Origin of the sequence: Pseudomonas sp. (assembly GCF_046581935.1) — a bacterium.
In the GTDB taxonomy this organism is placed as follows: Bacteria; Pseudomonadota; Gammaproteobacteria; order Pseudomonadales; family Pseudomonadaceae; genus Aquipseudomonas.
In genome coordinates this window covers 40,476-53,682 of sequence record NZ_JAYGFK010000003.1, presented here as the reverse complement: position 1 = coordinate 53,682, position 13,207 = coordinate 40,476, and the positions used below count along the sequence as shown (strand labels likewise).

Genomic DNA, 13,207 nt, shown 5'->3' with positions numbered 1-13,207 from the left:
CCCATGTGCGGGGCTTTTTATTGCCTGTAATTCAGCCCAATCGAACAAAAGCAGCTAGGCTCAACAAGCCATCTGCCGAGCAAGGACGCTCATGATGAAAGCTGCAATTGCCTGTTTATTGCTGTTCAGCAACCAACTTTGGGCCGCCTGCCCTGACTGGCCAATGGCACGCGCCGAACGGGAAGCCAGCGCACTGGCCGAGCAAATCGCCGCTTGGGACGACGCCTATCACCGCCAAGGACGGAGTTTGGTCGCCGACGAAATCTACGACCAGGCCAACGCCACCCTGCAACACTGGCGCAACTGCTTCCAGACCATCGACTTACCGCTGACAAACGCACTCAGCACCAGCAGCGGGCCGCTTCGTCATCCGATTGCACAAACCGGGCTGCGTAAACTACCTAACCAACGCGCTGTCGCGGCCTGGACTGCCAGCCGCGATGACCTTTGGGTTCAACCCAAGGTCGACGGCGTGGCCGTCAGCCTGATCTACCGGCAAGGTAAGCTGCAGCAAGTGATCAGTCGCGGCGACGGCCGTAGTGGCCAGGACTGGACAGCCCGCGCCCAGCAGTTACCGGCTATTCCCGCGCAACTGCCCAGCCCGCTCGATCTGCTGCTGCAGGGCGAGCTGTATTGGCGGATGCCGGGACATATCCAGCATCAAGCTGGCGGTCAAGGCGCACGCAGTAAGGTCGCCGGCTTGCTGGCCCGAGAAACCCTAACCAACGAAGAAGCCGAAAATATCGGCCTGTTTGTCTGGGACTGGCCCGACGGCCCAACCAGCATGGTCGAACGGTTGCAGCAGCTCAGCGCCATGGGTTTTTCCGATAGCCAGCAGCTCAGCCAGCCGATACGCAGCGCTGACGACGCGGCCCAATGGCGTCAGCGCTGGTACAACAGCGCCCTGCCCTTTGCCAGCGATGGCGTGGTGTTGCGCCAAGCGCAACGCCCACCTGCGGCACGCTGGCAAGCCGAACCACCGCACTGGGCCATAGCCTGGAAATACCCAGCCAGCCAAGCTTTGGCGGTGGTGCAAGCAGTGGACTTTCGCATCGGCCGCAGTGGACGCATCACGCCGGTATTGCGCGTACAACCGGTGAAGCTGGACGACCGCCGCATCGAATACGTCAGCGCCAGCTCGCTGCAACGCTGGCAGAAAATGGATATCCGCCCTGGCGATCAAGTGGTAATCCGCTTATCTGGCTTGACGATCCCGGTACTGGACAGCGTGCTCTGGCGAACTCAGGAGCGCGCCGAGCTGCAGATCCCAGACGCCAACGCTTACCACGCACTGAGTTGCTGGCACGCTACGCCGGCATGCGCCAGCCAGTTCCGCGCCCGCCTGGCGTGGCTCAGCGGTAAACAGGGGTTGGCCTTACCCGGGGTCGGCCCCGGCACTTGGGAGAAACTGCTACAAGCCAAACAGCTCGACGGCCTGCTCGACTGGCTGCACCTCAGCAGCGCCCAACTCAACAGCGTGCCAGGCCTGGGACCACGCAGCGTTGCGGCCTTACAAGAGAGCTTCGAGCTGGCGCGCCAACGACCACAAAACGCCTGGCTACGCGCCTTAGGCATGCCGGCCGATGTGCCGCTAGACGCAGACTGGGACAGCTTGGCGCAACGCAGTGCCGCCGACTGGCAACGCCAGCCCGGCATCGGCCCACAACGCGCCGCGCAACTGCAGGCGTTTTTTCAACACCCGCAGGTACAAGCTCTACGTACGCAACTGCAGCAAGCGCAGATAGCCGGTTTTTAGCGCGCCGGCCGGCACTCAGCAACAGCTATCAGAAGGCGCGAAACTCTTCATGGCACGCCTTGCAGCTGTCCTCGACACGCTGCATCGGCGCCGCCAGCGATTCAGCAGTTACTGGCTGAGCATGCGTCACGGCAACCAGCTCCGCGGTGCTGGCTTCCATCGCCCGAGCCAGCTCCTGGAAGCGTGCCTGACGCTGCCAGACATCGTCCTTGGCGCGGCTTTCACCGCCCTCTTCGCGCACTTGCGGGAAATGCTGCCAAGGCTTGCGCGCCAGCTGATCAAGCTCCGCCGCACCCTCAACAAATGACTGCTCATTAAACGCCAACCGCCCGCGCAGCATGCCGCCCAGGTTCTCGCTGACCTTAAGCATTTGTTTGAAGATGGTCTGTCGCTGACCTTGCGGTGAATTGGGATCTACACCGCCGCACGCAGTCAGGGTCAAGATAAGTAGGGGTAATAACAGGTATCGGCTTTTCATCAACAACGACCGCACAAGCTCGAAAGGAGCGGCAGTATCGCAGATAGGCGTACTTCCGCAGAGCTACAAATAGCCACAGGCTGACGAGTAGTCAGCCATTGACCTCAGACACGACATTCAGGTCTTGAAACGACTCAATTGGGCCGTGAGCCGCTGCATTTCACCATTGATCTCCGTACTGACCTGCATAACGCTTTGCGCGTCATCCCGGCTGCGCTCAGCCAGACCAGAGACCTCAACCACCCGCTGATCAATATCATGCGCAACCTGACTTTGCTGCTCTGCCGCCGTGGCGATCTGCGTATTCATCGAGCTGATGCTATCAACCGCACCAACGATGCTCTCAAGCACCGAACTGGCTTCCTGGATTTGCGCCAAGTTGCGACTCACGAGCGCCGTACTGCCCTCAATCTCACTCACCGCACGCTGCGCACCCGTTTGTAAGCGCTGAATAATCGCCTGAATTTCCCCCGTGGACTGCTGGGTTCGGCTGGCCAGGGTGCGCACTTCGTCAGCAACAACCGCAAACCCTCGCCCTGCCTCACCGGCACGCGCAGCCTCAATGGCCGCATTCAGGGCCAGCAGGTTGGTTTGCTCAGCAATTGCGGTGATCACTTCCAGCACCTTGCCAACCCCGGCCGTTTCCTCACGCAAGGCGACCAAGCCTTTGGCGTTTTGCTCCATCTGCTGCGACAACTCGAGCAACAGCTCAGCGCTGCGCTTAACCGCAACCTGGCCAGATTGAGCACAACCATCGGCACTGCGCGCCGACTCGGCGGCATGACTGGCATGCCGAGCCACTTCAGCTACGGTGGCACTCATTTCGGTCATGGCCGTGGCGACTTGGTCCAGGTTCTCATGCTGCTGGCGTGCCACATCTTGCGCCGCACCGGCTAGCGCGAGCGCCTGCTGTACATGCGCCTGAGTATGCCCGCCGGAGGCCTTGACCTCGCCAAGCAAGGCGCTTACCTCGGCCTGCATACGGTTATAGCCAGAGATAATCCGACCAACCTCATTGTCACTTTGCTCACTCTCCAGCCCCAGAGTGAAATCACCCGCACTCACCCGGGTAAGGCCGCGCTCCACCATCACCAGGTTGCCCATCAACGGTCGCAAACCAAACTGCCGCCCCAAGACCACCAACACAAGAATGCCCAATACGCAGCCGAAGGCCAGCAACATCAATATCCGCTGATGATTCTCGACATAGGCCGCCATCAGTCCTACAGCACTGTTCATTTCACGCAACAGCGTGGTGGACGCAACATCCAGCGCTGCCAGGTCAACCGCCTTATCGCCATTAGCCAACGCATCCAACTGGCCATTGAACGCCTGCCAAAGTGCGCCTACCTGGGCCATCTTGGCTTGAATCTGCGGATCTTCAATCACACTAATATTGCGTTCGAGGTTGCCCTTGAGCAGGTCTTGATGCGCTTGAGCAAACTGGGCAATCGTCGCATCAAGCACGGTTCGATTAATCGCCCCCTCGCGCAGCAACAGCGCCTCTTTGGTCATCTTCTGACTAAGCATGCGCTGCGCGCCGGCAACATTGATTGTCTGCGGCGAGACGGACATGCTCAGATACAGCGCCACAGAGGCGATCAGTGCCAACAGGAACATCAACGCATAAGAGAAAAGAAACTGCTGGTTCAACGTGCGCAGACCAATAGCACGTAGCAGTCGATCAAAAACTTGAGTAGCAGACATGAGGCTCCCTCCCGTCGAGTTGCAGCGCCATTGCGCCGCAATTTAGGAGACTAGCCCTCCCCGCCGAGCACGCAAGCAGCGGGCCTCTTATGCACACGAATTTGTCCAAGCCGTCAGGCTGAGACTACAAACAAGCTAACGATCAGCCCCATACCGACGAACCACACCAGTGAGCGAATTACCCCCCAATTGGCCAGGTAGCAAAGGAAGTACAGCAGCCGGCTGACCACAAAGGCAATCGCCAACTGATCCAGCAACACCTGCTCAGCGCCGCCTGCCAGGTGGGCGATGATCACCGCGGCGGCGAACGCCGGGGTCACCTCGAAGCCGTTGAGCTGAGCGTTGTTGGCGCGCTTGCGCCAACCCTCCAACCCTGAGAGGAAGGCACGTGGGTCACTATTAGCGCGCGGACCATAACCGGCACCAAAAAACTTGGCCCCGCCAGTAGCCAGATAAGGCAGGACAATGGCGATCAACACACACCAGTAAGCAAGGGTCATAGAGGCTCCGCAATTCGATAATGGAATGCGCAGCTTGTCCCGAGCCCAAACGGGCGTCCATGACCGTCACCGCCGAAGTCGACGGCGATTCGGTCAATTATGCCGCCAGCTTGCCCGCTGCCAGTGCGGCAGAAGCCGCGAGCATGGCGCGCAGCAGTACAGCACAGCCGGCGGCAAGATCATCCGGCGCGGCATTCTCGATCTCGTTGTGGCTGATACCGCCCTCGCACGGCACAAAGATCATCCCGGCCGGCCCCAGCTCTGCGAGAAAGATCGCGTCATGCCCGGCGCCGCTGACAATATCCATATGCGACAACCCGAGCCCGGCCGCTGCAGCACGCACCGCCTCGACGCAGCCCTGATCGAAATACAGTGGAGGGAAGTCTGCGGTCGGCGTCAGCTCAAAACTCAGGCCATGCTTGGCACAGGTCTCATCAATCACCCCACGCACTTCTTCGATCATTGAATCCAGCCGCGCTGGCTCCAGGTGACGGAAGTCCAACGTCATGCGCACCTCGCCAGGAATCACGTTGCGCGAGCCGGGGTAGGCCTGCAGACAACCGACCGTGCCACAGGCATGCGGCTGATGCTCCAGCGCCACCCGATTAACCGCCGCGACCACGGCAGCAGCGCCGACCAGCGCATCTTTGCGCAGGTGCATCGGCGTAGGGCCGGCATGCGCTTCAACGCCCTTGAGCGTGAGGTCAAACCACTTCTGCCCGAGCGCGCCGAGCACCACGCCGATGGTCTTGCCCTGGTCTTCGAGAATCGGCCCCTGCTCGATATGCGCCTCGAAATACGCGCCGACCGCATGCCCGGTTACCGCACGGGTGCCGGCATAGCCGATGGCATTCAATGCCTCACCGACGCTGATACCTTCGGCATCGCGCTTGGCCAGGGTTTCTTCCAGGGTGAATTTCTCAGCAAATACTCCGGAGCCCATCATGCAGGGGGCAAAGCGCGAACCCTCCTCGTTGGTCCACACCACCACTTCCAGAGGCGCTTCGGTCTGCACGCCCAGATCATTCAAGGTACGCAGCACTTCGACGCCGGCCAATACGCCAAAGCAACCGTCGAACTTGCCGCCAGTGGGCTGAGTATCGATATGACTGCCGGTCATTACCGGAGGCAGTGCCGCATTACGCCCGGGGCGGCGGGCAAAGATATTGCCAACCCCATCAACCGTCACGGTACAGCCGGCGTCCTCGCACCAGCGCGAAAACAGGTCGCGCGCTTGGCGGTCGAGGTCAGTCAGCGCCAACCGGCAAACGCCACCTTTGACGGTGGCACCCAGCTGTGCCAACTCCATCAATGATTGCCACAAGCGCGTGCTGTTGACGTGCGGATGGCTGGATTGCAGGACCTCAATGGCAGTATTCATGGTTATCTCCTCACCCTTTCTAGTTGTCTGTGACACGCCCAGCGCATCGGGCGCATCTGCTGAACCACGTCGCGGACAAGCCCGCTGTTACACCGATGCTTTGGCCGCCACCGGCTGTGTGCTGCGCACGCTGCACAGCCCGAAATAGATCAGCCCGCCGAGGAAGGAGCCGGTAAACCAGCCGTAGTCGTAGAACCAGCTAAAGGCGCTGCTGCCCAGCGACAGCAGGGTCAGCGCTACAGGTACCGCGAAGGCGACAAAACCGATCCAGTTCCACGCGGGGTACACGTCATCGCGATACAGGCCAGCCAAATCGAGGCGCTGCTTTTTGATCAGGAAATAGTCCACCACCATGATCCCGGCAATTGGCCCGAGCAGACTGGAGTAGCCCAGCAACCAGTTGGAATAGACGCTTTCCAGGCTCAGGTCGGAGACCAGCAGGCCGAGCTTCTTCAGCAGCTCGTGAGCCATCAGCCCGAGGCCGATTAGGCCGGTGAGCATCACCGCCTTGGTGCGGTTGATCAGCTTGGGGGCAAGGTTCTGAAAATCATTGGTTGGCGAAACGATATTCGCCGCTGTGTTGGTCGACAGGGTGGCGACAATGATCAATGCCATGGCCAGGGCAACCCAGCCCGGGCTCTGGATATGACCAATCAGGCTGACCGGATCAGACACTGTTTCGCCGACCAGCGAGGCCGACGCTGCAGTCATCACCACGCCGAGGGAGGCGAACAGGAACATGGTCAGCGGCAGGCCAATAACCTGGCCGATGATCTGATCCTTCTGGCTCTTGGCGTAACGGCTGAAGTCCGGAATGTTCAACGACAAGGTAGCCCAGAAACCAACCATGGCCGTCAGCCCAGCCAGGAAGTAACCCGTCACGCTAGCGCCCTCAGGACGATTGGCCGGCTGCGCCAGCAGCTCGCTCATCGACACATTGGGCAGCGCCCACACCAACAGGCCCGCACCGACCAGCACCAGCAGCGGTGCAGACAGGGTTTCCAGCCACTTGATCGACTCAGCACCGCGCAGCACCACCCACAGGTTGAGGGTCCAGAAAACCATAAAGCCAATCACTTCACCGGTGCCGCCGAGGCTTTTCCAGCCTTCGAAGATCGAACCGAGAAACAGGTGAATGGCCAGGCCGCCGAACATGGTTTGAATACCGAACCAGCCACACGCCACCACGGCGCGAATCAAACAGGGCACGTTGGAACCGATAACCCCGAAAGACGAACGCAGCAAAACCGGAAAGGGGATGCCGTACTTGGTGCCTGGGAAGGCGTTCAGCGTCAGCGGAATCAATACGATGATGTTCGCCAGCAGGATAGCCAGCAGCGCCTCCCCCACGGACAAACCGAAGTAGGCGGTCAGTACGCCACCCAGGGTGTAGGTCGGCACGCAGATCGACATACCGACCCACAGCGCGGTGATATGCCATTTGTTCCAGGTGCGCTCATGCACCTGAGTCGGGGCAATGTCGTGGTTATAGCGTGGGCTGTCGAGTACGTCGGGGCCAGCGGCCAGTTCGTACAAGCCATCGCGCTCAGTCACTTGCGATCTGCTCTGTTGCATGGGCCTCTCCAGTCATTGTTTTGATTATTTGCTCATCGGGATTACCAGCTGCCTGGCAGGGGTTACAGCCAAGCGGCCGTTCGCGATGGCCGGAGTTCTTTTCCATCTCAGGGCCGGCCAGCTCGGTAGCGACGGCTATCAATAAGCGTGCCGGGAACCTCTTCAGTTGCTTTATCGCTCACGGTATAAGCAGATAAATAACTGATTTACATAAGCTTTATAAAATCTCCTGATTTTCTTGCGGTGCCTTAAAACTTCTCTTTTATCGTGGCAAACAAGCCTGTCTGCCCAGTCAGGATTCAAAGTGGTGCAGGCAAATATTTTTTGCTCCAGCAGCGTCTACCCACAGCCGGACTCAAGCGCCTGATTTTGCATAGGAAATCTTGCTCATATTTGGTTCTTGTCAAGTGCGTCAAAATGGTGAGGCACTGCACCATTTTGCTTATTTCTATATTTTTTACTTAAAAATCAATAATTTATAATCATAAAAACAGGCTAAAAAATATTCTTGATCAATTCATGAGCAGCGACTAGATTCAATTCCTGTCACGGCTGACAGGAATAAAATCCTCTCGCCTGACAGGCCATAACACCAAGAACCGGCACGCACCGGTCAGCCTGAGAGGAACTCGCTATGTCGCTGTTGATCCGTGGTGCCACCCTGGTTACTCATGAGGAAAGCTACCGCGCTGATGTGCTGTGTGCCGACGGCCTGATCCAGGCCATTGGCGACAACCTCGACGCCCCCGCCGGTTGCCAAGTACTCGACGGCAGCGGTCAGTACCTGATGCCCGGCGGCATCGATCCGCACACCCATATGCAACTGCCGTTCATGGGCACCGTGGCCAGCGAAGACTTCTTCAGCGGCACGGCTGCAGGGCTCGCCGGCGGCACCACCTCGATCATCGACTTCGTTATTCCCAACCCGCAGCAATCGCTGCTCGAAGCCTTCCACACCTGGCGCGGCTGGGCGGAGAAGTCCGCCTCCGACTACGGCTTCCATGTCGCCATCACCTGGTGGAGCGAGCAGGTTGCCGCCGAGATGGGCGAGCTGGTGAGCAAATTCGGGGTCAACAGCTTCAAGCACTTTATGGCCTACAAAAACGCCATCATGGCCGCTGACGACACCCTGGTCGCCAGCTTCGAGCGCTGCCTGCAACTCGGCGCAGTGCCCACCGTGCACGCGGAAAACGGCGAGCTGGTCTACCACCTGCAACAAAAACTGCTGGCCCAAGGCTTGACCGGGCCAGAAGCACACCCACTGTCACGGCCTTCACAGGTCGAAGGCGAAGCCGCCAGCCGCGCCATCCGCATTGCCGAAACCCTGGGTACGCCGTTGTATCTGGTGCATGTTTCCACCCAGGAAGCCCTGGATGAAATCACCTATGCCCGTGCCAAAGGCCAGCCTGTGTATGGCGAAGTATTAGCCGGCCACCTGCTGCTCGATGACAGCGTCTATCGCCACCCCGATTGGCAGACCGCCGCCGGTTACGTGATGAGCCCGCCATTCCGCCCCAGAGAGCATCAAGCAGCGCTATGGCGCGGCCTGCAGTCGGGCAACCTGCACACCACCGCCACCGACCACTGCTGTTTCTGCGCCGAGCAAAAAGCCGCCGGTCGTGACGATTTCAGCAAAATCCCCAACGGCACTGCCGGCATTGAAGACCGTATGGCCGTGCTATGGGACGAAGGGGTGAACAGCGGCAAGCTGTCGATCAACGACTTCGTCGCGCTGACCAGCACCAATACGGCAAAAATCTTCAACCTGTTCCCGCGCAAAGGCGCGCTACGTGTGGGTGCCGATGCCGACCTGGTGCTCTGGGACCCACAGGGCACGCGCACCATTTCTGCGAAGACCCACCACCAGCAGGTCGACTTCAACATCTTCGAAGGCAAGACCGTGCGCGGCATCCCCAGCCACACCATCAGCCAGGGCAAGCTGGTCTGGGTCGATGGCGACCTGCGCGCCGAGCGTGGCGCCGGCCGCTATGTCGAGCGACCGGCCTACCCGGCGGTATTCGATCTGCTCAGCAAGCGCGCCGAAAAGAATCGCCCGACCGCCGTCGAGCGCTGAGTAAGGAGCGCAGAAGAACCTGTAGGAGCGGACTTGTCCGCGAGGGATGTGGAACGCCTGAGATTTCGCGGCTAAAGCGGAACGCCGCCCGGCCCCTCCCACAAAGCCCCATCAACTTGAGTAACACCCTGTTCCGCCGCACCGACCCACAGAGGTCGGACGGCTGCTTATCAGCTGTTAACTGCCCAATAAAAGCCACAAAACCGTGAGGCAATAACCGTGATAGACACCCTCAGCCATTTGCCACGACCGGATGCCGACGCGGCCGAACTGGCCGATCGTTTCAGCGATCTGGCCCCGCCGCTCAACGCCCGCCAGGCCGCACTGGAAAGCGCCCGTTGCCTGTACTGCTACGACGCGCCCTGCATCAATGCTTGCCCCAGCGAGATCGACATTCCCTCGTTTATTCGCAATATCAGCCATGAAAACGTCCAGGGTGCCGCCGAGAAAATTCTCTCGGCGAATATCCTCGGCGGCAGCTGCGCCCGCGTTTGCCCTACGGAAATCCTTTGTCAGCAGGCCTGCGTGCGCAACAACGCACAGGAGTGCGCGCCAGTGCTGATCGGCCTGCTGCAGCGCTACGCCATCGACAACGCGCAGTTCAGCGAGTACCCGTTTAAACGCGCCCCGGCCAGCGGCAAACGCATCGCCGCGGTTGGTGCCGGGCCTGCAGGTTTGTCCTGCGCCCATCGCCTGGCTATGCATGGTCACGATGTAGTGATCTTCGAGGCGCGCGAGAAAGCCGGCGGCCTCAACGAATACGGCATCGCCGCTTACAAGCTGGTGGACGATTTCGCTCAACGCGAAGTGGACTTTCTCCTGCAGATCGGCGGCATCGAGATCCGCCACGGGCACAAGCTGGGCGACGACCTCAGCTTGAGCGACCTGCACCAGCAGTTCGACGCGGTGTTCCTCGGCATCGGCCTGGCGGCCAGCAAGCGCCTCGGCCTGCCGGGCGAAGATGCGCCGGGGCTGCTGGCTGCCACCGACTACATTCGCGAACTGCGCCAGAGCGATGACCTGACCCAACTACCCGTAGCCGAGCGCTGTATCGTCCTCGGGGCCGGCAATACCGCGATCGACATGGCGGTGCAAATGAGCAAGCTCGGCGCACGCGACGTTAACCTAGTGTACCGCCGTGGTTTCGAGGAAATGGGCGCCACCGAGCACGAACAGGACATCGCCAAAGCCAATCAGGTGCGCCTGCTGACCTGGGCACAGCCGCAAGACGTGCTGCTCAATGAACAGGGCCAAGTACGCGGCATGCGCTTCGCCCGCACCCGCTTGGAGAACGGCCGTCTGCAGAACACCGGGCAAACCTTCGAGCTGGCCGCCGACGCCATCTTCAGCGCCATCGGCCAGGCCTTTGACGGCCAAGCCCTGAGTGACCCGCTGGCCGGCGAGCTGAAGCGCGAGGGCGAACGCATCTGGGTCGATGCCCAGCAGCAAACCAGCGTGCCCGGCATCTATGCCGGCGGCGACTGCACCGCCCTGGGTCAGGACCTCACCGTACAAGCAGTGCAGCACGGCAAGCTGGCCGCCGAGGCCATCCACTCTCATCTGATGCTCAATGTGGAGGCCGCATAAATGGCCGATCTATCCATCGAATTTGCCGGTATCAAGGCACCCAATCCGTTCTGGCTGGCCAGCGCGCCGCCGACCGACAAAGCCTATAACGTGGTCCGCGCCTTCGAAGCGGGCTGGGGCGGCGTGGTGTGGAAAACCCTTGGCGAAGACCCGGCAGCGGTCAACGTGTCGTCGCGCTACTCGGCACACTTCGGCCCGAACCGCCAAGTGCAGGGCATCAATAACATCGAACTGATCACCGACCGCTCCCTGGAAATCAACCTGCGCGAAATTACCCAGGTGAAGAAGGACTGGCCGGACCGCGCGCTGATCGTCTCGCTGATGGTGCCCTGCGTTGAGGAGTCCTGGAAAGCCATTCTGCCGTTGGTGGAAGCCACCGGCTGCGACGGCATCGAACTGAACTTCGGCTGCCCCCACGGCATGCCCGAGCGCGGCATGGGCGCAGCGGTCGGCCAGGTGCCGGAATACGTGGAGATGGTCACCCGCTGGTGCAAGACTTACAGCTCGCTGCCAGTGATCGTGAAACTAACGCCGAACATCACCGACGTGCGCCTATCCGCCCGCGCCGCCCATCGTGGTGGCGCGGACGCGGTGTCGCTGATCAACACCATCAACTCAATCACCAGCGTCGACCTCGATCGCATGGTCGCCCACCCCATCGTCGGCACGCAGAGCACCCACGGCGGTTATTGCGGTTCGGCGGTCAAACCCATTGCGCTGAACATGGTCGCGGAAATTGCCCGAGACCCGGAAACCCAAGGCTTGCCGATCTGCGGTATCGGCGGCATCGGCAGCTGGCGCGATGCGGCGGAGTTCATCGCATTGGGCTGCGGCGCGGTACAGGTATGCACAGCGGCCATGCTGCATGGCTTTCGCATCGTCGAGGAGATGAAAGACGGCCTGTCACGCTGGATGGACAGCCAGGGCTACGACAGCCTGGCAGACTTCTCAGGCCGTGCGGTAGGCAACACCACCGACTGGAAGTACCTGGACATCAACTATCAGGTGATCGCCAAGATCGATCAGGACGCCTGTATCGGCTGCGGCCGCTGCCACATCGCCTGCGAAGACACCTCGCACCAAGCCATCGCCAGCCTGACCCAGGCCGACGGTACGCATAAATACGAAGTGATCGACGAAGAGTGCGTGGGCTGCAACCTGTGCCAGATCACCTGCCCGGTGGAAAACTGCATCGAGATGGTGACTCAGGACACCGGCAAGCCCTTCCTCGACTGGAACCACGACCCACGCAATCCCTATCGCGTGGCGTCGTAACCACACCATTCCATCAAATATATCGCGGGCAAGAAATAGGCGTCCCCGCCGCTCCTACGGATTCAGCGTTGTTGTAGGAGCGGGCTTGCCCGCGATCAACTACCCCGCGATCACAGCCGTTAAGGCTCCAGGCCAATCCCACGCAATATCACACTGGTCACTGTCTGTACTGCGCGCTCGAACTGCAGCTCGGACAGCGCTTGGTGGTCGTTCAGCACGCTGACCTGATGGCTGAAGTCAGCATAGTGCTGAGTCGAAGCCCAAATCATATACAGCAAAGCGGACGGCTCGACGGCCAGGATGCGTTTGTCGTCGACCCATTGGCGGATCTTCGCCTCCTTCATCTTGGCCCAGCTGTAGAGGCTGTCGTCGAGGGAATCACCGAGCATCGGCGCACCATGGATGATCTCGTTGGCCCAGACCTTGGAGCCGTGCGGGCGGGTGCGCGAGTGATTCATCTTGGCGCGGATATAGGTACTGAGCACCACCCGTGGATCGTCATACATCTCGAAGCACAGCGCGTCCTGCTTCCACACCTCAAGCAGGCCAAGTAGCACCGCTCGGTATAAATCGTCCTTGGTGCTGAAGTAATAGTGCAGGTTGGAACGCGGCAGGCCGACTTCTTCGGCGATGTCGCCCATGGCAGTGCCGCCGTGGCCTTTCTCGGCGAAGACCTTTTCCGCGGCTAGCAGAATCTTCTCAACGTTACGCCGGCGAATCTCGATTTTGTGATTGCCCATGACAGGTCCATGACTACGCAATGCCGCAAGGCTATCACCCGCGCCGAGTTGGGGCGACGGAAAGCCTTTGGCTAAATCCTCAGCATGGCTATAATCACCACCGCTTCACGCGACCAGCACAGTTCTGGTCGCTC

The 13,207-nt window shown here is 60.3% G+C and carries 10 protein-coding genes and 1 pseudogene; 4 read left to right on the top strand and 7 right to left on the bottom strand.

Annotated features, from left to right (window positions below; translation table 11 throughout):
- The first annotated feature begins 94 nt into the window (after positions 1-94).
- Positions 95-1,756, top strand: a complete 1,662-nt coding sequence (gene ligB, locus VCA57_RS02285) for an NAD-dependent DNA ligase LigB (RefSeq protein WP_411183342.1) — start codon at positions 95-97, stop codon at positions 1,754-1,756.
- 28 nt (positions 1,757-1,784) lie between these two features.
- On the opposite strand, the gene VCA57_RS02280 is transcribed toward ligB, so the two are convergent.
- The 6 genes and pseudogenes from VCA57_RS02280 to VCA57_RS02255 form a co-directional block, all read right to left on the bottom strand.
- Entirely contained in the window at positions 1,785-2,234 is a 450-nt protein-coding gene (locus VCA57_RS02280; RefSeq protein WP_411183341.1) for a c-type cytochrome, read from the bottom strand.
- A gap of 117 nt (positions 2,235-2,351) precedes the next feature.
- Positions 2,352-3,416: a methyl-accepting chemotaxis protein gene (locus tag VCA57_RS02275; RefSeq protein ID WP_411183657.1), complete on the bottom strand. Its 1,065-nt coding sequence runs from the start codon at positions 3,414-3,416 to the stop codon at positions 2,352-2,354.
- Positions 3,417-3,518: 102 nt separating this feature from the next.
- Positions 3,519-3,809 (bottom strand): annotated as a pseudogene (locus VCA57_RS02270) (type IV pili methyl-accepting chemotaxis transducer N-terminal domain-containing protein); the annotation flags it as partial.
- Positions 3,810-4,054: 245 nt separating this feature from the next.
- The gene (locus VCA57_RS02265; protein ID WP_411183340.1) at positions 4,055-4,441 is read right to left on the bottom strand and encodes an MAPEG family protein; all 387 of its coding nucleotides are present in this window, start codon (positions 4,439-4,441) and stop codon (positions 4,055-4,057) included.
- Positions 4,442-4,538: 97 nt separating this feature from the next.
- Positions 4,539-5,822: a Zn-dependent hydrolase gene (locus VCA57_RS02260; protein ID WP_411183339.1), complete on the bottom strand. Its 1,284-nt coding sequence runs from the start codon at positions 5,820-5,822 to the stop codon at positions 4,539-4,541.
- An 87-nt stretch (positions 5,823-5,909) separates the two neighbouring features.
- On the bottom strand, positions 5,910-7,397 hold the full coding sequence (locus VCA57_RS02255; protein ID WP_411183338.1) for an NCS1 family nucleobase:cation symporter-1: 1,488 nt from the start codon (positions 7,395-7,397) through the stop codon (positions 5,910-5,912).
- Between the two features lie 634 nt (positions 7,398-8,031).
- Between VCA57_RS02255 and hydA the strand changes: the two genes are divergently transcribed.
- The 3 genes from hydA (at position 8,032) to preA (ending at position 12,333) form a co-directional block, all read left to right on the top strand.
- Positions 8,032-9,471: a dihydropyrimidinase gene (hydA, locus tag VCA57_RS02250; protein ID WP_411183337.1), complete on the top strand. Its 1,440-nt coding sequence runs from the start codon at positions 8,032-8,034 to the stop codon at positions 9,469-9,471.
- 219 nt (positions 9,472-9,690) lie between these two features.
- A complete protein-coding gene (locus VCA57_RS02245; protein WP_411183336.1) occupies positions 9,691-11,058 on the top strand; it encodes an NAD(P)-dependent oxidoreductase in 1,368 nt (455 codons plus the stop codon).
- A complete protein-coding gene (gene preA, locus VCA57_RS02240) occupies positions 11,059-12,333 on the top strand; it encodes an NAD-dependent dihydropyrimidine dehydrogenase subunit PreA (protein ID WP_411183335.1) in 1,275 nt (424 codons plus the stop codon).
- Between the two features lie 119 nt (positions 12,334-12,452).
- On the opposite strand, the gene VCA57_RS02235 is transcribed toward preA, so the two are convergent.
- A complete protein-coding gene (locus VCA57_RS02235; RefSeq protein WP_411183334.1) occupies positions 12,453-13,073 on the bottom strand; it encodes a TetR/AcrR family transcriptional regulator in 621 nt (206 codons plus the stop codon).
- Between the last annotated feature and the right edge of the window lie 134 nt (positions 13,074-13,207).